At 69.2% G+C, this 21,968-nt stretch carries 21 protein-coding genes; 8 read left to right on the top strand and 13 right to left on the bottom strand.

Features of this window, described 5'->3' with window-relative positions; genetic code table 11:
• The first annotated feature begins 2 nt into the window (after positions 1-2).
• Entirely contained in the window at positions 3-1,994 is a 1,992-nt protein-coding gene (locus tag BU28_RS0105570; protein WP_028718593.1) for a capsular polysaccharide biosynthesis protein, read from the top strand.
• Positions 1,995-2,030: 36 nt separating this feature from the next.
• Here BU28_RS0105570 and ribD read toward each other — a convergent pair whose 3' ends face one another.
• Together ribD and nrdR are read right to left on the bottom strand one after the other, a co-directional pair.
• Positions 2,031-3,011: a bifunctional diaminohydroxyphosphoribosylaminopyrimidine deaminase/5-amino-6-(5-phosphoribosylamino)uracil reductase RibD gene (ribD, locus tag BU28_RS0105565; RefSeq protein ID WP_028718592.1), complete on the bottom strand. Its 981-nt coding sequence runs from the start codon at positions 3,009-3,011 to the stop codon at positions 2,031-2,033.
• Positions 3,012-3,025: 14 nt separating this feature from the next.
• Positions 3,026-3,490, bottom strand: a complete 465-nt coding sequence (gene nrdR / locus BU28_RS0105560) for a transcriptional regulator NrdR (protein WP_028718591.1) — start codon at positions 3,488-3,490, stop codon at positions 3,026-3,028.
• A 189-nt stretch (positions 3,491-3,679) separates the two neighbouring features.
• Between nrdR and BU28_RS0105555 the strand changes: the two genes are divergently transcribed.
• Positions 3,680-4,804, top strand: coding sequence for a TRAP transporter substrate-binding protein (locus BU28_RS0105555; RefSeq protein ID WP_028718590.1), 1,125 nt, complete (start codon positions 3,680-3,682; stop codon positions 4,802-4,804).
• A gap of 51 nt (positions 4,805-4,855) precedes the next feature.
• Here the strand turns inward: BU28_RS0105555 and BU28_RS0105550 are convergent, their stop codons facing one another.
• The 5 genes from BU28_RS0105550 to cobU form a co-directional block, all read right to left on the bottom strand.
• Positions 4,856-6,367: a TRAP transporter large permease gene (locus tag BU28_RS0105550; RefSeq protein ID WP_028718589.1), complete on the bottom strand. Its 1,512-nt coding sequence runs from the start codon at positions 6,365-6,367 to the stop codon at positions 4,856-4,858.
• A gap of 15 nt (positions 6,368-6,382) precedes the next feature.
• Positions 6,383-6,922 carry a TRAP transporter small permease subunit gene (locus BU28_RS0105545; protein ID WP_028718588.1) on the bottom strand — a complete coding sequence of 180 codons (540 nt, stop codon included), beginning with the start codon at positions 6,920-6,922 and terminating at the stop codon, positions 6,383-6,385.
• A 111-nt stretch (positions 6,923-7,033) separates the two neighbouring features.
• Positions 7,034-7,768 (bottom strand): adenosylcobinamide-GDP ribazoletransferase, encoded by a 735-nt coding sequence (gene cobS / locus BU28_RS0105540; RefSeq protein ID WP_051577785.1) that lies wholly within the window; start codon positions 7,766-7,768, stop codon positions 7,034-7,036.
• Positions 7,761-8,717 (bottom strand): nicotinate-nucleotide--dimethylbenzimidazole phosphoribosyltransferase, encoded by a 957-nt coding sequence (cobT, locus tag BU28_RS0105535; RefSeq protein WP_028718586.1) that lies wholly within the window; start codon positions 8,715-8,717, stop codon positions 7,761-7,763. Before cobT ends, cobS begins: the two co-directional genes overlap by 8 nt.
• The gene (gene cobU / locus BU28_RS0105530; protein ID WP_028718585.1) at positions 8,714-9,238 is read right to left on the bottom strand and encodes a bifunctional adenosylcobinamide kinase/adenosylcobinamide-phosphate guanylyltransferase; all 525 of its coding nucleotides are present in this window, start codon (positions 9,236-9,238) and stop codon (positions 8,714-8,716) included. The genes cobT and cobU overlap by 4 nt, the downstream gene beginning before the upstream one ends.
• A gap of 133 nt (positions 9,239-9,371) precedes the next feature.
• Between cobU and BU28_RS0105525 the strand changes: the two genes are divergently transcribed.
• Positions 9,372-10,976, top strand: a complete 1,605-nt coding sequence (locus BU28_RS0105525) for a peptide ABC transporter substrate-binding protein (RefSeq protein ID WP_028718584.1) — start codon at positions 9,372-9,374, stop codon at positions 10,974-10,976.
• Positions 10,977-10,982: 6 nt separating this feature from the next.
• Here BU28_RS0105525 and BU28_RS0105520 read toward each other — a convergent pair whose 3' ends face one another.
• The 6 genes from BU28_RS0105520 to ubiT all read right to left on the bottom strand — a co-directional run bounded on the left by BU28_RS0105520 (position 10,983) and on the right by ubiT (position 18,106).
• Entirely contained in the window at positions 10,983-11,351 is a 369-nt protein-coding gene (locus BU28_RS0105520) for a response regulator transcription factor (RefSeq protein WP_028718583.1), read from the bottom strand.
• Between the two features lie 56 nt (positions 11,352-11,407).
• The gene (locus tag BU28_RS0105515; RefSeq protein WP_198944950.1) at positions 11,408-13,195 is read right to left on the bottom strand and encodes an MFS transporter; all 1,788 of its coding nucleotides are present in this window, start codon (positions 13,193-13,195) and stop codon (positions 11,408-11,410) included.
• Between the two features lie 246 nt (positions 13,196-13,441).
• The gene (gene acs, locus BU28_RS0105510; RefSeq protein WP_028718581.1) at positions 13,442-15,397 is read right to left on the bottom strand and encodes an acetate--CoA ligase; all 1,956 of its coding nucleotides are present in this window, start codon (positions 15,395-15,397) and stop codon (positions 13,442-13,444) included.
• Positions 15,398-15,764: 367 nt separating this feature from the next.
• Positions 15,765-16,655 carry a ubiquinone anaerobic biosynthesis protein UbiV gene (gene ubiV / locus BU28_RS0105505; RefSeq protein ID WP_028718580.1) on the bottom strand — a complete coding sequence of 297 codons (891 nt, stop codon included), beginning with the start codon at positions 16,653-16,655 and terminating at the stop codon, positions 15,765-15,767.
• 3 nt (positions 16,656-16,658) lie between these two features.
• A complete protein-coding gene (gene ubiU, locus BU28_RS0105500) occupies positions 16,659-17,654 on the bottom strand; it encodes a ubiquinone anaerobic biosynthesis protein UbiU (protein WP_028718579.1) in 996 nt (331 codons plus the stop codon).
• Positions 17,655-17,659: 5 nt separating this feature from the next.
• Positions 17,660-18,106 (bottom strand): ubiquinone anaerobic biosynthesis accessory factor UbiT, encoded by a 447-nt coding sequence (ubiT, locus tag BU28_RS0105495; protein WP_233145045.1) that lies wholly within the window; start codon positions 18,104-18,106, stop codon positions 17,660-17,662.
• A gap of 185 nt (positions 18,107-18,291) precedes the next feature.
• Between ubiT and BU28_RS0105490 the strand changes: the two genes are divergently transcribed.
• The 5 genes from BU28_RS0105490 to BU28_RS22100 all read left to right on the top strand — a co-directional run bounded on the left by BU28_RS0105490 (position 18,292) and on the right by BU28_RS22100 (position 21,909).
• Entirely contained in the window at positions 18,292-19,764 is a 1,473-nt protein-coding gene (locus BU28_RS0105490) for a UbiD family decarboxylase (RefSeq protein WP_028718577.1), read from the top strand.
• Positions 19,761-20,339 (top strand): UbiX family flavin prenyltransferase, encoded by a 579-nt coding sequence (locus tag BU28_RS0105485; protein WP_028718576.1) that lies wholly within the window; start codon positions 19,761-19,763, stop codon positions 20,337-20,339. The genes BU28_RS0105490 and BU28_RS0105485 overlap by 4 nt, the downstream gene beginning before the upstream one ends.
• The gene (locus BU28_RS0105480; RefSeq protein ID WP_028718575.1) at positions 20,336-20,974 is read left to right on the top strand and encodes a DUF542 domain-containing protein; all 639 of its coding nucleotides are present in this window, start codon (positions 20,336-20,338) and stop codon (positions 20,972-20,974) included. Before BU28_RS0105485 ends, BU28_RS0105480 begins: the two co-directional genes overlap by 4 nt.
• A 262-nt stretch (positions 20,975-21,236) precedes the next feature.
• A complete protein-coding gene (locus tag BU28_RS25260) occupies positions 21,237-21,575 on the top strand; it encodes a hypothetical protein (protein ID WP_143809748.1) in 339 nt (112 codons plus the stop codon).
• 55 nt (positions 21,576-21,630) lie between these two features.
• On the top strand, positions 21,631-21,909 hold the full coding sequence (locus BU28_RS22100) for a response regulator (RefSeq protein WP_143809749.1): 279 nt from the start codon (positions 21,631-21,633) through the stop codon (positions 21,907-21,909).
• Positions 21,910-21,968 lie beyond the last annotated feature (59 nt).

Genomic DNA, 21,968 nt, shown 5'->3' with positions numbered 1-21,968 from the left:
GGATGCACGACGACAGCAAGGCCGCCGGGACCCCCCGGCGGCTTTTCGTATTCAACGGCGGGTTCTTCACCCGCCCGCGCCTGCGCCGCATCCTGACGCTGGCCGGCTGGCGGCCGGTCCTGGGCCTGCCCAGGGCCGGCGACACCGTGGGGGTCTGGGGCGCAAGCCCGACCGCCTGGCGGGGCGAGGCGGTGGCCGCCCGCGCGGGCGCCGGCCTGGTGCGCGTCGAGGATGCCTTCCTGCGGTCCGTGCTGCCCGGCCGCAGCCCCGGTCCCACCGGCCGGCGCGGTCCGGTCGGGCTGCTGATCGACCCGCTCGGCCTGCATTTCCGGCCCGAACAGCCCTCGCTGATCGAAAGCCTAGTCCCCTCGGCCCGGGCGGCGTCGCTGGCCGGCCAGGCGCGGGACGGCATCGACCGGCTGATTGCGGCGGACCTGTCGAAATACAACGCGCACCTGCCCGGTGCCGACCTGCCGCCGCCGTGTCATGTGCTGGTCATCGACCAGACGCGCGGCGATGCCTCGCTGCTGGGTGCCGGGCGGGCCGAGTTCCTCGACATGCTCTCTGCCGCGCGGGATGAAAACCCGGGCCTGCCGGTGGCCATCCGCAGCCATCCCGAAACCGCCGCCGGGCTGCGCCCCGGCCATTTCACCCGCGACGACCTGCGTCCGGGCGATTGCTTCTGCGACGGCCCGGTGTCGCCCTGGCGGCTTCTGCGCGGGGCGGCGCGGGTCTATGCCATGTCGTCGCAACTGGGATACGAGGCCGTGCTGGCCGGCCACAGGCCCCGCGTCTTCGGCCAGCCCTTCTATGCCGGCTGGGGCCTGACCGACGACCTCCATGGCTTTCCCCGCCGCCGCCCTGCCCCGGTCGAGGCGCTGTTTGCCGCAAGCCATCTGCTGGCACCAGTGTGGTATGATCCCTGCCTGGACCGGCTGACCGATTTCGACGGCGCCCTGAACCAGCTCGAGGCCGAGGCCAGGGCATGGCGCCAGGACCACGCGGGCCACCTGGCCTATGGCATCCGCCTGTGGAAGCGGCCCTTCGTCGCCCGCGCCTTCGGCGGCGGCAAGGGCGTGCGCTTTACGGCCAGGCCCTCGGCCAAGGTGACGCTGGCCTGGGCGGGCCTTGCCGACCGGGTTCCCGGCGCGCTTCGGGTCGAGGATGGCTTCATCCGCTCGCGTGGGCTGGGCGCGGCGCTGGTCCCGCCCCTGTCGCTGGTCGCGGACGATCTGGGCATCTATTACGACCCGACCCGCGAAAGCCGGTTCGAGCGGCTGATGGCCGAGCCGATGCCACCGGGCGGCGCGGCGCGGGCAGCCGCGCTGGCCCGGGCGCTGGTGGCCAGCGGGGTGACGAAATACAACCTGGCCGGCACCGTGCCCCGCCTGCCCCCGGGCCACCGCATCCTGGTGCCCGGCCAGGTCGAGGACGACGTCTCGATCCGCCTGGGCGCGGGGGCCGAGCGCACGAACCTGGCCCTGCTGCGCCGCGTGCGGGCCGAAAACCCGGGGGCCGTGCTGATCTACAAGCCCCACCCCGATGTCGAGGCGGGGCTGCGCCCCGGCCTGATTCCGCCCGCCGATCTGGCCGGGCTCGCGGATGTGGTCGCGAGGGAGACCGGCGCGGCCGCGCTGATGGCAGAGGTGGACGAGGTCTGGACCATCACCTCGACCCTGGGGTTCGAGGCGCTGCTGCGCGGCCTGCCCGTCACCACGCTCGGCGCGCCTTTCTACGCCGGCTGGGGGCTGACGCGCGACCTGGGGCCGGTACCGGACCGCCGCCGCACCCGCGCCGACCTGGCGCGGCTGGTCCATGCCGCACTGATCGCCTATCCGCGCTATTTCGACCCCGCGACCGGCCTGCCCTGCCCGCCCGAGATTGCGCTGGAACGCCTGGCCGACCCCGGTTTTGCCCCGGGCGGGCCGGGCCTGCGGCTGCTCGCCAAGGCGCAGGGCGCGCTCAGCACCCATGCCTGGCTCTGGCGACGCTGAGAAAGCCGGGCCTTTGGCAAGCAAGTCAAAGCGCCGTCACTCGGCCCGCAGCCAGCGGTGCATCAGGTCGGGGCCGATGGGGCGCGTCTCGACCAGGCGAAAGCGCGGCGCATCGGCCAGCCGCGCCAGCGCCAGCGGACCCGTCGCCGCCCGCCCGTCGCCGCCCAGCACCACCCCGGCCGTATAGCCGACCAACTGGTCCACCAGCCCGGCGCGCAGCAGGCCGGCCACCAGGATGCCGCCGCCTTCGCAGAGCACCCGGGTCAGCCCGCGCGCGCCAAGGTCTGCCATGACCGCCGCGGGATCGCCCGCAAGCTGCCACAGCGGACCGTGTTCGGCGCCTTCTGGCGGCAGGTCCGGCAGGGGACCCGACGATACCACCACCCGCACCGGCTGGCGCACCCGGCCCATGCCGCGCACGTTCAGGCCTGGGCGGTCGGCCCGCGCCGTGCCGCCGCCGACCATCACCGCGTCATGGGTCAGGCGCAGGGCGTGGACATGGCGCCGTGCGGCGGGCGCGGTGATCCACTGGCTTTCGCCATGCGCCGTCGCGATGCGCCCGTCGAAGCTGGTCGCAAGCTTCAGCGTCAGCATCGGCCGGCCCAGCGTCACCCGCGTCAGAAAACCCCGCTGGGCCTCGCGCGCCGCAGACTCGCGCACGCCTTCGGTCACGGCGATGCCGGCGGCACGCAGCATGGCGTGGCCACGCCCCGACACGCGCGGATCGGGATCGGTCAGCGCGGTCACAACGCGGGCGACGCCGGAACGGATCAGCGCCTCGGCGCAGGGCGGGGTCTTGCCGTGATGGGCGCAGGGCTCCAGCGTGACATAGGCGGTGGCGCCCCGCGCGGCCTCGCCCGCCTGGGCCAGGGCGCGGACCTCGGCATGGGGGCGGCCGCCGGGCTGGGTCCAGCCGCGCCCGACCACGCGGCCATCGCGCACCAGCACGCAGCCCACGGCCGGGTTGGGCCAGGTGTTGCCCAGGCCGCGCCGCGCCAGCGCCAGCGCATGGTCCATGTGGCGCGTATCGCTCACTCTTCGACAGTGCCGGGGCGCAGTTCGCTGACGAACTTGTCGAAATCGTCCGCCGCCTGGAAGTTCTTGTAGACGCTGGCGAAACGGACATAGGCCACGGTGTCGATGCGGGCCAGCGTCTCCATCACGATCTCGCCGATGACCTTCGAGGGGATGTCGGTGTCGCCCAGGCTTTCCAGCCGGCGCACGATGCCGGAAATCATCTGGTCGATGCGCTCGGGGTCGATGGGGCGTTTCTGCATGGCAATGCGGATCGAGCGTTCCAGCTTGGCGCGGTCGAAATCCTCGCGCCGGCCGCTGGTCTTGACCACCACCAGGTCGCGCAGCTGCACCCGTTCATAGGTGGTGAAGCGCCCGCCGCAGGCCGGGCAGAACCGCCGCCGCCGGATCGCCACATTGTCCTCGGCCGGACGCGAGTCCTTGACCTGGGTATCGACATTTCCGCAGAACGGACAGCGCATCCCTTGACCCTTTGCAAGCCTGAACCCCCGCCACTATAGGCAGGCCCGAAGAACTTGGGTAGGGGCGGCGTTTTCCCACAAGATACGGGGGCTGCGCGGGCCCGGCAATCCGTCTCGACAGGTCCGGCGGGGCCGTGCAACATGCGGGCGGACCGGCCAGGGGAAAGGCCGGCAACAGCGGAGGAAACCATGACAAAGACCAACCAGCTTGACCGGCGCGGCTTTCTGGCCCGGGCCACGGTCGGCGGTGCGGCGGCAGCGGCGGGGGCGACGCTGGCCGCCCCGGCCATCGCCCAGGAAATGCCTCAGGTGAAATGGCGGCTGACGTCGTCCTTTCCGAAGTCGCTGGATACGATCTATGGCGCCGCGGACGAACTGTCGCGCCGCCTGAGCGAGGCGACGGACGGCAGGTTCCAGATCAGGCCCTTTGCCGCAGGAGAGATCGTGCCCGCGCTGCAAGCCGCCGATGCCGCCAGCGAAGGTTCGGTCGAGGTCTGCCACACGGTGGGCTATTACTATTTCGGCAAGGATCCGACCTGGGCACTGGGGTCGGCGGTTCCCTTTTCCCTGTCGGCGCGGGGGATGAACGCCTGGGCCTATCACGGCGGCGGCACCGATCTTTACAACGAGTTCCTGGCCGACAAGAACCTTTATGCCCTGCCCGGCGGCAATACCGGTGTGCAGATGGGCGGCTGGTTCCGCAAGGAGATCAAGACACTGGACGACCTCAAGGGGCTCAAGTTCCGGGTCGGCGGCTTTGCGGGCAGCATTCTGGAACGGCTGGGCGTGGTGCCCCAGCAGTTGGCCGGGGGCGACATCTATCCGGCGCTGGAAAAGGGCACGCTGGACGCGACCGAATTCGTCGGCCCCTATGACGACCAGAAGCTGGGCTTCGTCAAGGTCGCGCCCTATTATTATTACCCCGGCTGGTGGGAGGGCGGCCCGACCGTCCACTTCATGTTCAACAAGGCCGCGTGGGAGGGTCTTCCCGACACCTACAAGGCACTGCTGAAGTCGATCTGCCAGGGGGTCGATGCCGACATGTTGCAGAAATACGACTACAAGAACCCCACCGCCATCAAGCAGCTTGTGGCCGAAGGCGCACAGCTTCGCCCCTTCAGCCCCGAGATCCTGCAAGCCTGCTACCAGGCGGCCGAGACGGTCTATTCCGAACTGGACGCCTCGAACCCTGCCTTCAAGAAGATCTGGGATTCGATCAAGGCGTTCCGTCACGACTACTATACCTGGACGCAGATCGCGGAATACAACTACGACACGTTCATGATGCAGCAGCGCAACGCGAACAAGCTGTAGCCGCTGCTTTTGCCGGCAGGAAAGCCCCGCTGCCGCGGGGCTTTTTTCGTCTCAGTCCGGCGCGCCGATCTGCGGCTGGCCGATGGGCGGCTGCCCCGGCGGGGGCGCCCCGATGACCGGCTGCCCGGCCGGGGCCCCGCCAAAGGACGGCTGCCCCAGCCCGCCGGCCTGATCCAGGCCGCCCAGATTGCCGGCAGGAAGCTCGATGCTGACGCTGTCCAGGTCCACCGCCGGCCCCTTGTCCAGCAGCCCCGTCACCAGCCCTGGCCAGAAGATCACCACGACGACCAGCAGAAGCTGCATCACCAGCCAGGGGATCGCACCCATGTAGATGTCGGTCGTCTTGACCTCGCGCGACGCGATCGAGCGCAGGTAGAACAGCGCAAAGCCGAACGGCGGGTGCATGAAGCTGGTCTGCATGTTGATGCACAAAAGCACCCCGAACCAGACCAGATCGATGCCCAGCGACTGCGCCACCGGCGCCAGCAGCGGCACCACGATGAAGGCGATCTCGAAGAAGTCCAGGAAGAACGCCAGGAAAAAGATGAAGATGTTGACGAAGATCAGGAAGCCGATGGGCCCGCCGGGCAGGTGCGACAGCAGGTGCTCGATCCAGCGGCCGCCGTCCATGCCCTGAAAGACCAGGCTGAACAGCGTCGCCCCGATCAGGATGAAGACCACCATCACCGTCAGGTCGGCCGTGGCGTGGACAGCGTCGCGCATCATGCGGAAATTCAGCCGCCCGTGCAGCAGCGCCAGGACAAAGGCGCCGACGACGCCCAGCGCGCCCGCCTCGGTGGGCGTGGCCAGGCCGATGAAGATCGTGCCCAGCACCAGAAAGATCAGCGCCATCGAGGGCACGATGCCCATCAGCACCTTCACGACCAGGGCGGCGTTCAGCTCGCCCCGCACTTCGGGCGGCAGGGGCGGCATGTCCTGGGGCCGGATCAGCGACAGGACCAGGATATAGCCCAGAAAGATCAGCACCTGCAGCGCCGAGGGCCCCATCGCCCCCAGGTAGAGGTCGCCCACGGAACGGCCCAGCTGGTCGGCCAGCACCACCAGCACCAGGGACGGCGGGATCAGCTGCGTGATCGTCCCCGAGGCCGCGATCACCCCCGTCGCCAGCCGCGGGTTATAGCCGTATCGCAGCATCACCGGCAGCGAGATCACCCCCATGGTGATGACCGAGGCCGCGACCGTCCCGGTGATCGCCCCCAGGATCGCGCCGACCACGATCACCGCATAGGCAAGCCCGCCCGGCACGGCGCCGAACAGCTTGCCCGTGCCCTCCAGCAGGTCCTCGGCCAGGCCGGACCGCTCCAGCACCGCGCCCATGAAGGTAAAGAACGGGATCGCCAGCAGCAGGTCGTTCGAGATGATGCCGAAGAAGCGGTGCGGCAGCGCCGACAGGAAAGAGGGGTGGAAATGTTCCGTCGCGATGCCGATGGCCCCGAACAGCAGCCCCACCGCGCCCAGGGTGAAGGCCACGGGAAAGCCGTAGAGCATGAAGCAGATCATGCACAGAAACATCGCCGGAGGCAGGACGCCATATGCGAACATGGGTGGCTCCGGGTTCTATTGCAGGGGCTTGGAATATTTTGTCTCAAGCACGATCAGGCCGCGCAGGGCGGCGATGCGCTTGATCAGCTCGGACAGGCCCTGCAGCGTCAGCAGGCCGAAACCCACCGGCAGCAGCAGCTTGGCCGGCCAGCGCACCAGGCCGCCGGAATTCGACGACATCTCGTGGATGCGCCAGGACGACACGAAGATCGGCCAGCTGAGCCAGGCGGCATAGGCGGCAAAGGGCAGCAGCAGGAAGATCAGCCCGAACAGGTCGATCCACAGCCGCGCCCGGTCCGAGACAGCGCCATAGATCAGGTCCACGCGGACGTGTTCGTTGCGGTAAAGCGCCGCCGCCGCGCCCAGCAGCACGATGGCGCCGAACAGATACCACTGCACCTCGAGCCAGGCGTTCGACGAGGTGTTGAACAGCTTGCGCACGATGGCGTTGCCCGCGCTGATCAGCACGGCGGCCAGCACCAGCCAGCTGACGCAGCGGCCGATGAACAGATTGACGCGGTCGATGCCCCGCGACAGGCCCAGCAGGGCACCCATGTCGAAACCTCCCCTTGATGCGGCCCCTCCTCGGTGCCGGCGCGCCGGTTGATCCGGTCGTCACCGGATTTGTATGAGTGAAGGGAAAATACCGGTCAAGCGCCGCCCGGTTTACGTCGCGGCAAGCGCCAGCAGGGCGGCGATCTCTCCGACCTGCTGGACGGCGCCGAGGACATCGCCGGTCTGCCCGCCCAGGCGCCGCAGTGCCAGCCGCGCCAGGGCGTATTGCGCCAGCCCGCAGGCGAGAAGCGCGGGAAGGACCCCGCCCGCCGGGACCAGCGCCAAGGCCGCGATCAGCAGCCCCACCGCCACCGCCGCGCCGGTGGGGCGCCCGGCGCCGCGCCCCAGCCCATCGGGCCGGGCGGGTGGCAGAAAGGCCAGCGCCGCGGCCATGCCCGCGCGCGACAGGGCCGCCGCCCCGATCAGCGCCAGCACGCCCTGCCCCGGCGCCAGCGCCGCAAGCGCGGCGGCGCGCAGGCCCAGCGACAGAAGCAGCGCGATGGTGCCGTAGCTGCCGATGCGGCTGTCGCGCATGATCTCCAGCGCGCGGGCGCGGTCGCGGGCACCGCAGCCATCGGCGAAATCGGCCAGCCCGTCCTCGTGCAGCGCGCCGGTCAGGGCCATGCCCGCCGCCAGGGCCAGCAAGGCGCAGGCCAGCGGCGGCAGGCCCAGTCCCGCGGCCAGCGCCAGGACCAGCCCCGCGCCCGCGCCCACGACCACGCCGACCAGCGGAAAGGCCCAGGCGGCGGCGGCCAGAGGCGGGGGCGTTTCTGGCAGCCAGCGCCCGACGGGCAGCCGCGTCAGCCAGACCAGCGCGGTCGCCGCCTGGACGATGGGGTCAGCCAATCCCCGCCTCGGCGAAGGTGGCCATGCCGTTGTGGCACTCCAGCGCCGCGCGCAGGACCATCAGGGCGACGGCCGCGCCGGTGCCTTCGCCCAGCCGCATGTCCAGGCCGACGACCGGGGTCTTGCCCAGCACCGCGACCAGGCGGCGGTGGCCCGGCTCGGCGCTTTCGTGGCCGATCAGGCAATGGTCCAGCGCGTTGCGGTCGTTGATGACCAGCACCCCCGCCGCCGCCGTGCAGATGAAACCGTCCAGGATCACCGGGATGCCCAGTTCGCGGGCCCGGATCACCGCGCCGCAGATTGCGGCCTGTTCGCGCCCGCCATAGCTGCCCAGGATCGAGGCGGCGCTGGCCGCGCCCTTGTGCCGCTTCAGGCCGGCCTCGACCGCGGCGATCTTGCGGGCCAGGATGTCGTCGTCTGCGCCGGTGCCGGGGCCCACCCAGTCCTCGGCCCCGCCGCCGAAGGTCGCGGCGGCCAGGGCGGCGGCGACCGTCGAATTGCCGATGCCCATCTCGCCCAGCAGGATCACGTCGGCCTGCGGATCGACCGCGTTCTTGCCGGTCTGGATCGAGGCGACCAGATCGGCGGTTTCCATCGCCATGCCTTGGGTGAAATCGGCGGTCGGCCGGTCCAGGTCCAGCGCGATCACCTGCAGGTCGGCCCCGGACAGGCGGCACAGCTGGTTGATCGCGGCGCCGCCGTTGCGGAAATTCTCGACCATCTGGGCCGTGACCTCGACCGGGAACGGGTTCACGCCCTGCGCGCAGACGCCGTGGTTGCCGGCAAAGACCAGCGCCTGGGCGCGGTCGATCCGGGGCCGCGCGCGCCCCTGCCAGCCGGCCATGAACACGGCCAGTTCCTCGAGCCGGCCCAGCGATCCGGGGGGCTTGGTCAGTTCGGCCTGGCGGTTGCGGGCGGCGGCGGCGGCTTGGGTGTCGAAGTCTTTCAAGGCATCTCTCGCGGTGGTTTCAGGCGAAGCGGCAGGCCGCTGACGGCCATCCAGACTTCGCAGGCGACGGCGGCAACCGACTGGTTCATCAAGCCATGCGCGTCGCGGAAGCGACGGGCAAGCGCATTTTCGGGCACGATACCCTGGCCAAGCTCATTCGTGACCAGAACGACCGGGTCCGGGGTACGGGCCAGGGCCGCGCAAAGTCCGGCCACGGCGGGTTCGGGGTCGCCCGCCGCCATGACGTTCGACAGCCACAGCGTCAGGCAATCGACCAGCCGCACGCCCTGGGTGCGGGCCAGGACGCCGGGCAGGTTCAGCGCCTCCTCGACCGTCTGCCAGCCCGGCCCGCGCCGGTCGCGGTGGCTGGCGATGCGGCGCGCCATCTCGGGGTCGCGGGCCTCGGCCGTGGCGACATAGACCAGCGGGCCGCCGGCCCGGCCGGCCAGCGTCTCGGCCAGGGCCGACTTGCCGGAACGGGCGCCTCCGGTAACCAGGGTGATGCGGCGATCAGGGTTCATCCCGTCCTTGTTTCACAAGCGGCCCCGCCGGAAAAGCGGCAAATCCCGCTTGCCCGGGCCCGGGTTTCGCCGCAAACCTTGCCCGCCCGCGCGGCCTTCTCGCGCGCGGCCCGATCCTGCCCGGAGGTGCCCGATGATCCGCCTGCTGACGATTGCCGCGCTGGCCCTTGGCCCCGCCCTGCCCGCGCTTGCCGCCGACACCGCCGAAGGCGAGACGCTGGCCAAGGATCAAAGCTATACCTTCCGCCTGCCCGAGGCGATCCGGACGCTGGACCCGCAGAAGAACGCCGACCCCCAGGGCGCCGAGGTGATCCGCCAGCTGTTCGAGGGGCTGATGAACGCCGACGCCCATGGCGCGCCGGTGCCCGGGGTCGCCGCCTCCTATGATCTGTCGCAGGATCGGCTGACCTATACCTTCCACCTGCGCCCGCAGGCGAAATGGTCGAACGGCGATCCGGTGACGGCGGGCGACTTCGTCCGCGCCTGGCGCCGGCTTGCCGACCCCGAGACCGCATCGGAACAGGCCTGGTATCTGGAACTGATGCATGTCGAGAACGCGACCGAGGTCATCAAGGGCGCGAAAAAGCCGCAGGAGCTGGGCGTGGCCGCGCCCGACGACCGCACCTTCCAGGTCCGGCTGTCCGCGCCCTCGCCGCAGCTTCCCCATATGCTGAGCCATCCCGCGACCTATCCCGTCAACCGCAAGGCGCTGGAACAGGGCGACGGCTGGACGCGCCCCGGCACGCTCGTGGGAAACGGCGCCTACCAACTGGAAAGCCACGACCTGGGGGCCCGGATCCTGATGGTTCCGAATCCGCATTACTGGGACGCGGCCCATGTCGTGATCCGCAGGCTGCAGGGCGTGACGCTTGTCGACGACGCCCAGGCGCTGGCGCGCTATCGCGACGGCGGGATCGACCGCATGCGCATCCCCGCCGGGCAGTATCCCGCGCTGAAGCAGGACCGCCCGGCCGAGGTCGTGGTGCTGCCGCAGGGCTGCACCTATGGCCTTGTCCTGAACCTGGGCGACAAGGGCCCCAAGGCGCTGCGCGACCTGCGGGTGCGCCAGGCCCTGTCGCTGGCCACCCCGCGCGAGGCGGTGGTCGAACAGATCCTGCAAGGCGGCCAGGCCCCCGCCTTCGGCTGGACCCATCCCGCGACCCAGGGGTTTTCCGCCCCCGTCCCCGAAGCTGCCGGGCTGACGCCCGCCCAGCGGCTGGACCGCGCCCGCGCGCTGCTGGCCGAGGCGGGATACGGCCCCGACCGGCGGCTGGCCCTGTCGCTGACCTTCAACGACACCGACCCGACCCACCGCAAGATCGCCGAGGCCACCCGCGACGCCCTGAAGCCCTTGGGCGTCGATCTGGTCCTGCGCGACCTGTCCTGGAAGGTCCAGGTCGAGCGGATGCAGACCGGCGAGTTCGAGCTGGCGCGCCAGACCTGGTGCGCGGACTACAACGAGGCCTCGACCTTTCTGGACATCTTCCGCACCGGGGGCGCGAACCCCGGTCACTTCTCGGATGCCGAATACGATCGGCTGCTGGACCACGCCCGCACCGCCCCCGACCCCGCGCCGGACTATGCGGCGGCCGAGGCGATCCTGCAGCACGCATTGCCGGTGATCCCGGTCTATCACTATGCCCGGGCCGAATTGCTTCGCGGCGACATCCGCGGCCTGCCGCGGGCGAACATGATGAACGAATGGTGGGCCAAGGACCTGTACCGCGTCGCGCGCTAGGTCAGGTCAGGTCACGGCCAGCAGGCGGCCCATCTCGGCCCGCAGTTCGGCCAGTTCGAAGGGCTTGGCGATGAAGCCGTCGGCGCCCAGCTCCAGCCCCTTCTTGCGCTCGACGACCGAGCCGCGCGCCGTCATCATCAGCACGCGAATGCCGGAAAGGGCGGGGTCGGCGCGCATCGCCGTGATGATCTGATAGCCCGAGATGTCGGGCAGCATGATGTCGAGCAGAACCAGGTCGGGCCGATTGAGCCGCATCTCGTCCAGGGCGCCGGCGCCGGTCGCCAGCCGCCGGTGGCTGTGGCCGGCGCGGGTCAGCAGGAACTCCAGCGCGACGGCGATATTGTCCTCGTCCTCGACGATCAGGATATGCGCCATCACCGGGCTCCTTGCGCAGGGAACCGGGCCCGGCGAACCGGACCCGGTCGGGCGGATCAATCCGCGAAGATGTCCTTCCTGTGGGTCCCGTTCGGCACGAAAATCGTCCCGATCACCACCGTCATCACGGCCACGATGATGGCATACCACAGGCCGGCATAGATGTTGCCCGACTGGGCCGAGATCGCGAAGGCCGTCGCCGGCAGCAGCCCCCCGAACCAGCCGTTGCCGATGTGATAGGGCAAGGACAGGCCGGAATAGCGGATGCGGGTCGGGAACAGTTCGACCAGCATGGCCGCGATCGGACCGTAGACCATCGTCACCAGCAGGATCAGGTAGGTCAGGATCACGACGATGGTCAGCTTCTGCGCGGTGAAGATGTCCAGGAAGTGGTCCGCCCGTGCCACCGTCTCGTTGGTTTCGGCGTTCAGCGGATAGCCCACCGCCTTCAGCGCGTCGTTCACCGCCTTGTCGAACGCGGCCTTGGTGGCGGCCAGTTCCTCGCCCGACAGCGTCGAGGCGTCGTAGGACGGGATCACCGTGTCGCCGATCCTGATCTCGGTCGGGTCGCCGGCCGGGGCCTGGACGCTTTCATAATTGACCGAGGACTTGGCCAGCGTCGCCTTGGCGATGTCGCAGGGCGAGGTGAACTTGGCCGTGCCGGTCGGGTTGAACTGGAACGAACAGCTGGCCAGGTCGGTCGAGACCGTCACCGGGGTCTGCTGCGCCGCGTAAAGCGCGGGGTTCGCCGTCTTGGTCAGCGCGTGGAACACCGGGAAATAGGTCAGCGCCGCAATCAGGCAGCCGCCCAGGATGATCGGCTTGCGGCCGATCCTGTCGGACAGCGCGCCAAAGAACAGGAACCCGCCGGTGCCCAGGATCAGCGACCAGGCCACGAAGACGTTGGACGAGAAGCTGTCCACCTTGATGACGTTCTGGATGAAGAACAGCGCATAGAACTGACCCGAATACCAGACCACCGCCTGGCCCGCGGTCAGGCCCAGCAGGGCGATCAGCGCGATCTTGCCGTTCCTCCAGGTACCGAAGGCTTCCTTCAGGGGCGCTTTCGACTGCGAGCCCTCTTCCTTCATCTTCTTGAAGGCGGGCGATTCGTTCATCTGCAACCGGATATAAAGCGAGATCAGCAGCAGGAAGATCGAGCCCAGGAACGGAATCCGCCAGCCCCACAGGTCGAACGCCTTGATCATCTTCTGCGTGCCGTCCGGGTTCAGCACGGCCTGGCCCGCCGCATCGACGACCGGGGTCGGGTCCCAGTTGCCGTTGACATAGCCCTGCACCATCAGGATCACGATCAGCGACAGCAAAAGGCCCAGCGTGGCCGTGGTCTGGATGAAGGCGGTGAAATAGCCCCGCTGGTTCGGCGGCGCGTGTTCGGCCACATAGACGGCGGCGCCGCCGTATTCGCCACCCAGGGCCAGGCCCTGCGCCATGCGCAGCACGATCAGGATGACCGGCGCGGCGACGCCCCAGCTGGAATAGCTGGGCAGAAGGCCGACCAGGAAGGTCGAACAGCCCATGATCAGGATGGTGGCAAGGAAGGTGTACTTGCGCCCGATCAGGTCGCCCATGGCGCCGAACACCAGCGCGCCGAACGGCCGCACGATGAAGCCGGCGGCAAAGGCCAGCAGGGCAAAGACGTTCCGCGTCGCCTCGGGGAAGGCGGTAAAGAACTGCGCCCCGATGATCGCGGCCAGCGAACCGTAAAGGTAAAAGTCGTACCATTCAAAGATGGTGCCTGCCGATGAGGCAAGGATCACCTTCTTCTCCTCGGACGTCATCGGGCGCGAGCGCACCGACGCGACATCCGTCTGGTTATAGGCCATGGGTTTCCTCCCTGTCAGCCGGCCTTGCCGGCGGTGTTGGGCATAGGGGGGCCGTTCCCTGCGGCGCGGGCCGAAAGGTCGTGCGGCAGGCAACAGCCTGGTCCCGATGCGTGCTGTCCGCCCTTGCGGCGGTTCTTGCGTCCGTTCCGCGCCCGGGAACCCTCCTGCTCCGGGCGCGGACCTTCTCAGGGCCTGCCGCCAAGCGGCGGCGGCGGCGGCGCGGGACCGTGGCCCCGACGCCCTGCCCTACCCCCTGTTCATCCTGTTTTCGATGAGTTCGTCGACGACGGCGGGTTCGGCGAGGGTGGATGTGTCGCCCAGTGCGCCGTAGTCGTTCTCGGCGATCTTGCGCAGGATGCGGCGCATGATCTTGCCCGAGCGGGTCTTGGGCAGGCCCGGGGCCCACTGGATCAGGTCCGGCTTGGCGATCGGGCCGATCTCGGTCCTGACCCATTTCTCAAGCTCGGCGCGCAGCGCGTCGCTGGGCTCGATGCCGTTCATCAGCGTGACATAGGCATAGATGCCCTGCCCCTTCAGCGGATGCGGATAGCCGACCACGGCGGCCTCGGCGACCTTCTCATGCGCGACCAGCGCCGATTCGACCTCGGCCGTGCCCATGCGGTGGCCCGAGACGTTGATCACGTCGTCGACCCGGCCGGTGATCCAGTAATAGCCGTCCTCGTCGCGCCGGCAGCCGTCGCCGGTGAAGTAGTAGCCCGGATATTGCTGGAAATAGGCCTCCTCGAAGCGCTGGTGGTCGCCCCACAGCGTCCGCATCTGGCCGGGCCAGCTGTCAGCGATGCACAAGACGCCCTCGGCCGGGTTGCCCTCCTGCACCGCGCCGGTCTGGGCGTCCAGCACCGCGGGACGCACGCCGAAGAAGGGCAGCGTCGCAGCACCCGGCTTCGTCTCGATCGCGCCGGGGATCGAGGTGATCATGTGCCCGCCGGTCTCGGTCTGCCAGAACGTGTCCACGATCGGGCAGCGGCCCTGGCCCACGTGCCGGTCGTACCAGTTCCAGGCCTCGGGGTTGATCGGCTCGCCGACCGAGCCGAGGACGCGCAGGCTGGAGAGGTCGTATTTCTCGACCCATTCCGGCCCCTGCCCCATCAGCGAGCGGATCGCGGTCGGCGCGGTGTAGAACTGCGTCACCTTGTGCTTTTCGCAGACCGCCCAGAACCGGCCCGGGTCGGGAAAGTTCGGCACGCCCTCGAACATCACGGTGGTCGCGCCGTTGGCCAGGGGCCCATAGACGATATAGCTGTGGCCGGTGACCCAGCCCACGTCGGCCGTGCACCAGAAGACGTCGCCGTCCTTGTAGTCGAAGACGTATTGATGCGTCATCGCGGCATAGACCAGATAGCCGCCGGTCGTGTGCACCACCCCCTTGGGACGGCCGGTCGAGCCCGAGGTGTAAAGGATGAACAGCGGATCCTCGGCCCCCATCGGGCGGGGCGGGCAGTCCGGGCTGACCTCCTCCATCAGGCGCAGCACGTCCACGTCGCGGCCCTCGATCCAGGTGGTCTGGTCGCCGGTGTGCTTGACGACCAGGCAGCGCACCTTGTCCGAACAGTGCAGCAAGGCCGCATCGGTGTTCGACTTCAGCGCGGTCCGCCGGCCGCCGCGCGGCGCGGTGTCGGCGGTGATGACCAGTTTCGCGCCGCAATCGTTGATGCGGTTGGCCAGCGCGTCGGGCGAGAAGCCCGCGAAGACGATGGAATGGATCGCCCCGATCCGCGCGCAGGCCAGCATGGCATAGGCCGCCTCGGGGATCATCGGCATGTAGATCACCACCCGGTCGCCGCGCATGACGCCCTGGCTGAGCAGCACGTTGGCGAAACGGTTCACCTTGTCGGACAGCTCGGCATAGGTGATGTGGCGCGCGGGCGTGGCCGGGTCGTCGGGTTCCCAGATGATCGCGGTCTGGCCCGCGCGTTTGGGCAGGTGGCGGTCGATGCAGTTGACCGAGGCGTTCAGCACCCCGTCCTCGAACCACTTGATCGAGACCTGGCCCAGGGTGAAATCGGTGTTCTTGACCTTGGCATAGGGCTCGATCCAGTCGATCCGCCGGCCCTCGCGCCCCCAGAACCCCTCCGGGTCCGAAATCGATTCGTCATAAAGCCGCGCATAGTCGGAAGGACCCACATGCGCACCCTCAAATCCAGGCGGAATCGGATGTTTTTCAACTGTTTCTGTGGTCATGCTCCCCTCCTCGATAACGCGACCGCTTCCCCGTCCTGCGTTTAGGACTGGTGTTAATAGTTATGCTATATATCACGTAACTCATTATTTAGCAGAAAAAATTTTGTTAATTTATTTACCAGATTAATGCTGATCGTGTAAATAGTTTACTCTGCACCCGGGTTGCCGTCTTGACCGGCCGCAAGGCGCATCGCATTGGCCGCACCGCAGTCCGCAACGATCTTCGATGGACCATCTCCTGAGGAGCGTCCCGCCAGCGTATCGCCTTTGCGCGGATCGGGATCGTCGCCTCAGGACGGCCGGTGCCGGGCCTGCCGGCCTTGACACCAGACGCCGCACGCAGGGCACGTGTCGTCGATGTCTCTTTTCACAGGGTCCGGCGCAGGCCCGGCGCGCCAGCCAGAAAGCCGTCGGCGAACGACGCTTCGGGAAGCAAGGCTTGCAGCCGTGCCACCGCCTCGGCCTGCGCGCTGCGCTGTTTCACGAGATCGTCATACAGCCGCACCACGGCCGCAAAATTCCCCGTCTGCGGCGACAGCCGGACCGCATTGACGCCGATTCCGGCCAGTTCCGCAATCTGGCCGGCGACGGTGCTGTGCGCATGGCCAAGGGTCTGGACACCGTTCACCGTCAGGAACCGCTGGCCGTCCAGCGTTTCCACGTCGCGGCCATCGGGATCCTCGCCGCAGACGAACTGGCAGCTGTCCTTGGCCCGGTCGTGCAGCCGGGCGTGATAGCAGCGCCCCGAGATCGCAAGCGGCGCGCGGCCATGGCCCCAGACCTCGACCGCGACGCCCGCCGCCCGCCCCGCCCGAGCCAGCACCGCGACCGAGGACAGCGGCAGTTCCGGCGGCAGGCAGATCCGCGTCGCGCCCTTGCGCGCCAGCCATTCCAGCGTCGCCTCGTTATAGACGTTGACCGTGGGGCCGACCTGGAAGGGCGCCCCCTCGGGAAGGTGGCGCAGCGCGCCCAGGTCCGCGATCTCGACGGGGATCCCGGCGTCGAACAGGTCGGCGGTCTGGCGGCGTTCGCGACGCAGCGTGATCAGCGCCAGGGTCGACAGCGCCACATCCTTGCCCGCCGCCAGCAGGGATTCCACCGCGCCGGGAATCTCGTCCTGCCAGAACGGCAGGCGCTTCGAACAGACCCATTCGCCGATCACCACGCGGCGCGCGGGGCTGGCAGCGAGGTCGCGATAGAAATCCCGCACCGTCTCGGCGGTCCAGAAGAAGGCGATCGGGCCGATGGTGATATCCATGATCTACCTCCAGGTCTTTGCATAGGCGCCGGTGGTGGCGGACTGGCCCTCGGTCAGTTTGGCCAGCAGCCCGGCAGGCATCGGCGCGCCTGCCTCGGCCGCCTCGACCGCGGCGCGGAAGGCGCGGACCACCTGGGCCACATAGGCGCGGGACCGCTGCCGCCCCTCGATCTTCAGCGCGGTGACGCCCGCCTTTTGCAGCCGGGGGATCAGTTCGGTCGCATCCAGGCTGACCGGATCCTCGAAGATATGGCCGGTCTGGACCGGGCCGGTTTCGGTCGCGGGCGCGGTGAAGCAGCCCTTGCAGAGCGTCGGATAGGGCGCCGGCGCGCCCTTCGGCGTGCGGTGGATCAGCAGCCCGCCCAGCCGCGCCTCGTTATGGCCCGACACCTCGTCATAGACGACATGGCTGGCGGGCGAGCAGACGCCGTTCATGTTGGGCGACAGGCCGGTGGCCCAGGACGACAGCGAACAGCGCCCCTCGGCCATCACGCACAACCCGCCGAAGACGAAGACCTCGGTCTCGATGTCGATCTCGCGGTTGATGGCGGTGATCTCCTCGACCGTCAGCACGCGGGGCAGGACCACGCGGCGGATGCCGAAAGCCTCGGCATAGAAGTTGATCGCATCCGGGTTGGCGGCGGCGGCCTGCACGGACAGGTGCAGGCGCAGGTCCGGGTGGGTTTCGGCGGCGTGCGCCAGCAGGCCGGGATCGGCCAGGATCACCGCATGGGCGCCCGCCCGACGGGCGTCGGCGACCGCGCGATGCCACAGCGTCTGTTCGCCCGCGCGGGGGAATGTGTTGATGGCGACCAGCACGCGCGCGCCCCGCGACCGGGCATAGGCAACGCCCTCTGCCATCTCGGGGCGAGAGAAGTTCAGGCCGGGAAAGTTCCGCGCATTCGTCTCGTCGGCAAAGCCGCAATAGACGGTATGCGCCCCCGCATCCACCGCCGCGCGCAAGGCCGCGGGCGTGCCCGCCGGGCAGACCAGCTCCATCATCGTCACACCTCTTGTCGGGAAAGCACGTATCCGCTGCGACGGGCGGCCAGAGCCAGGGCGCGCCGCAGCCATCCGTCCAGCGGAGGGGAAAACAGCGCCGCCAGTTCCCCCGTCAGGTCCAGTTCGGCATCGTCCAGCGCATTGCGCAGCGCCAGCACGGCCGACGTGTCCCCGGCAATCGCCAGATCGCCCGAGAAGAACAGCGCATCGCCGTCATCCGCGCCGTGCAGCATCGCCAGGAAGGCGGCAAGCCGGCCCCGGATCGCCGCGTCATGGGCGGGCGGGGGCGCGCCGCGCGCAGTGGCGGTCAGCCGCCGCCGCTGCGGCTCCATCAGCAGCAGGAAGGGGCCGTCCGTCACGTCGATCAGAAAGCGCGCGGCCCCGTGCGGGCCAAGGCGCGACAGGATCGTGGGGTTCTGCCGGGCGATCCGGCGCAGAAGCGCGGTCAAGGCAAGACCCGCAAGGGACGGGGAAAACGGCGGCACGGGCAGCCGCCTCAGCAGCGGCGGAAGGGGACGCGGAGGGTTCATGCCAAGGGTCTAGCCCGGCAAAAACCTCCGTCACTTGACCATCGTCAAGACTCGCGCCGATTTCCGGGATTAGGAAGCGCCCCATGATCCTGTCCCAGCCGTCCCTGCGCAGTCTTCCCCCGTTTCCCGACCTGCGAGCCTTTCTGGCCTTTGTGCAGGGCCGTGGCGATCTGGCGCGCATCGATGCGCCGGTGTCCCTGCGGCACGAGATGACGGCCGTCCAGCTTGCCGCCCTGCGCCGCAGGGGTCCGGTCTTGCGGTTCGACGCGCATGACGACGGGCCCGCGATCCCGGTGATCGGCAATCTGTTCGGCACGCGCGAACGCGTCGCCGCAGGCCTTGGCCTGACGCCCGATCAGATTCCGGCCTTCGGGGATTTCCTCGCGGACCTGCGCAGTCCCATGCCGCCCCGGGGGATGCGCGATGCCTGGTCGCGCTGGCCCATGGTGCGCGCGGCGCTGTCCGCACGGCCCGCCATCCTGCGCCACGCCCCCGTGCAGCAGGACGACCTGCCGGGGCTTGACGCGCTGCCCGTGCAGACGCCCTGGCCCGGCGATGCCGGTCCGCTGATCACCTGGCCGGTGGTGCTGACCCGCCCGCACGGGACCGGCGCCGAGGATACGGCGGATTACAACCTGGGCGTCTATCGCGCGCAGGTGCTGGGCCCCGACCGGCTGATCATGCGCTGGCTGGCCCATCGCGGCGGCGCGGCGCATCACCGCACATGGCTGCGCGCGGGCGAACCGATGCCGGTCGCCATCGCGCTTGGCGCCGATCCGGCGCTGCTGCTGGCCGCTGCCCTGCCGCTGCCGGAAACCGTCTCGGAACTGGGCTTTTCCGGCGTGCTGCGCGGCCGGCGGACGGACCTGGTCGCGGCCCGGACCGTGCCGCTGATGGTGCCCGCCCATGCCGAGATCGTCATCGAAGGCTGGATCCATCCCGGCGAGACCGCGCCCGAAGGCCCCTTCGGCGATCACACCGGCTATTACAACGCGGTCGAGCCCTTCCCGGTCATGCGCGTCGGCGCGATCACCTGCCGCCGCGATCCGATCTATCTGTCCACCGTGACGGGCCGTCCGCCCGACGAACCCTCGGTCATCGGCGAGGTGTTCAACGACCTGGCCCTGCCGGTGATCCGCGCCCAGATCCCCGAGGTCCGCGACCTGTGGCTGCCCGCCGCCGCCTGTTCCTATCGCATGGCCGTGGTCGGCATCGACAAGCGCTATCCCGGCCAGGCCCGGCGGGTGATGATGGCGCTGTGGGGGATGCTGCCGCAGTTCTGCTATACCAAGATGATCGTGGTGGTGGACGGCGACATCGACATCCGCAACTGGGACGATATCGCCTGGGCGCTGGCCACGCGCATGGATCCGGCGCGCGACGTGATGGTGATCGACCGCACCCCGATGGATTACCTCGACTTCGCCTCGCCGCTGGAAGGGCTGGCGGGCAAGATCGGGCTGGATGCGACCACCAAGATCGGGACCGAGACCGCCCGCGACTGGGGCACGGTCATGGCGCTGGACCCGGCGCATGAGGCGCGGGCCGAGGCGCTGCTGGCGGGGATCCTGCCATGAGGGTGGTTCTGGGCGTGTCCAGCGCATCCGGGGCGGCGCTGGCGATGGATTGCGCCGCGGCGCTGCGGCGGGCGGGGGCCGGGGTCGATCTGGTCCTGTCCGCCATGGCCGAGCGGACCCTTTCGGCCGAGATCGGGCCGGATGCGGCGGACCGGCTGCGCGCCCTGGCCGCGCGCGTGCATCCGCTGGGCGACCTGGGCGCGGCGATCGCCTCGGGTTCCTGCCCCGTCGCGGGCATGATCGTCGCGCCCTGTTCCATGCGCAGCCTTGCGGCCATCGCGCACGGACTGGACGACAACCTGCTGACCCGCGCCGCCGGGGTGCAGCTGAAGGAACGCCGCCCGCTGGTTCTGCTGGCGCGCGAGGCGCCGCTGACGCTGGCGCATCTGAAGAACATGCAGGCGGCGGCGGAAATGGGGGCGGTGATCCTGCCGCCCGTTCCGGCCTTCTACCTGCGCCCGGCAAGCCTTGCCGAAGCCACCGCCCAGATCGCCGCGCGCGCCGTCGATCTGCTGCATCTTGCGCCGCCCCTGGCGCGTGCCTGGACCCCCGACCCTGTTGGAGAAGACCTGTGACCGATCCCCTTCTTGCCCCCAAAAACACCGTGCGCGACATCGCCGCCAAGCTGCCCGGCGCCGCCCGGATCTTCCGCGAGGCCGATATCAGCTTCTGCTGCGGCGGAGAGCGGAGCCTGCGCGAGGCAGCCGAAAAGGCGGGACTGAACCTGACCGTCCTGACCACGCGGCTGCAAGACCTGATCGACGCCGCCGCGCAGGAGGCGCCCTCCGAAACCCCGGACCTGATCGCGCATATCGTCCGACGCTATCACGACACGCATCGCGAGGAACTGGGCTTCCTGATCCCCCTGGCGCACCGGGTCGAAACCGTCCATGGCGATCATGACGAGGCGCCGCTGGGGCTGACCCAGGCCCTGATGGCGCTGCGCGACGACCTGGACACGCAGATGTCGGCCGAGGAGAGCGCGCTGTTCCCGGCAATCCTCCGGGGCGAGGACGCAGCACCGGCCGACCGCAGCCAGACCGCCGCCATCCTGGGCCGGATCGCCGACGTGACGCATTCGCTGCACATGCCCCTGGGCGCCTGCGGGTCGTGGACGGCGCTTTATACCGGTTTGCGCAAGCTGTGCGACGACGTGGTCGCGCATCTGTATCTGGAGGACACGGTCCTGTTCCCGCAAGCCGCTGCGTGACTGGAGCCCGTGACGCCGCGCCCTGCACCCGGCCGGCAAAGGCAGAGCAGGACGGGGTCCTGAACCGCCCCAAGGTGCTGCCGCGTGGAACGATGAAAGGACGGCACAGGGGCGGGCAAGGTCCGTCGGCGCAGTGGCCGCCACGCCGCGACACGAGATGCGCGGTTCTCCGCCTACGGATCATTCAGAGAGGCAGGAACATATCCTGCCGGTCCCTGTTGAACATGAACTGCCCCCCTCCAAGCCCTGCAGCGAGTGTTCAATGACCAGTTCCAGCAAAGAAGACGATGCGGCGGATCGCTCTGCTCATCAAGGCCCTGCGCTGCGCGCAGGGGCAGAGCACCTTGAAAAGGCGGACGAAGCCGCGCCCGCACAACACGCGTCAGAGCCCCCGGTTCCTTCGCAGGGTGTGTGGAACACGCAATCCGGGCCGGCCGACGGCCTTGGACAGGCAAGCGCAACCTCCAAGACCTCTCCGCCCAGCGGTGCGTATCTGCACGACCAGACCCGCGGCCCTGCAGCCGACAAGGGGATGATCATGATCATCGCCGGTTTGATCTGCATCCTTGTCATCGTTGCGGTGGTCAGTTTCGCGCTGTGACCGGTAACAACCGCGTTTCCCGGCGGTTGGCTGCGCAGGATGCGCAGAAGGGAGGTTGGGCGATGAGGTCTTTCCGGCGGCAGCTTTGGCCCGGACCACAAGGCGGCATCTGCTGTCGGCCCGCCGGCCAATGACCAACGCTTCGCTTTCGGAAAAAGACGTGCTGGTCGTCGATGGCGAATACATCATCGCGACCGATCTTCGACAGGGGCTGGCAGAGCGCGGCGCCACCGTCATAGGCTCGGTGCCATCCGTCGAGAAGGCGATCGTGCTGATCCCGTCGGGGACGCATCTTGATAGCGCCATCCTGGACGTAACCTTCAAGGCCAGATGATCTTTCCCGTGGCCCACCTGTTGCTGGAGCGTTCGGTGCCGTTCCTGTTCATGACCGGA

The sequence above is a fragment of the Paracoccus yeei ATCC BAA-599 genome (assembly GCF_000622145.1).
GTDB classification, from domain to species: domain Bacteria; phylum Pseudomonadota; class Alphaproteobacteria; order Rhodobacterales; family Rhodobacteraceae; genus Paracoccus; species Paracoccus yeei.
This window is presented reverse-complemented; position numbering and strand designations above follow the sequence as displayed.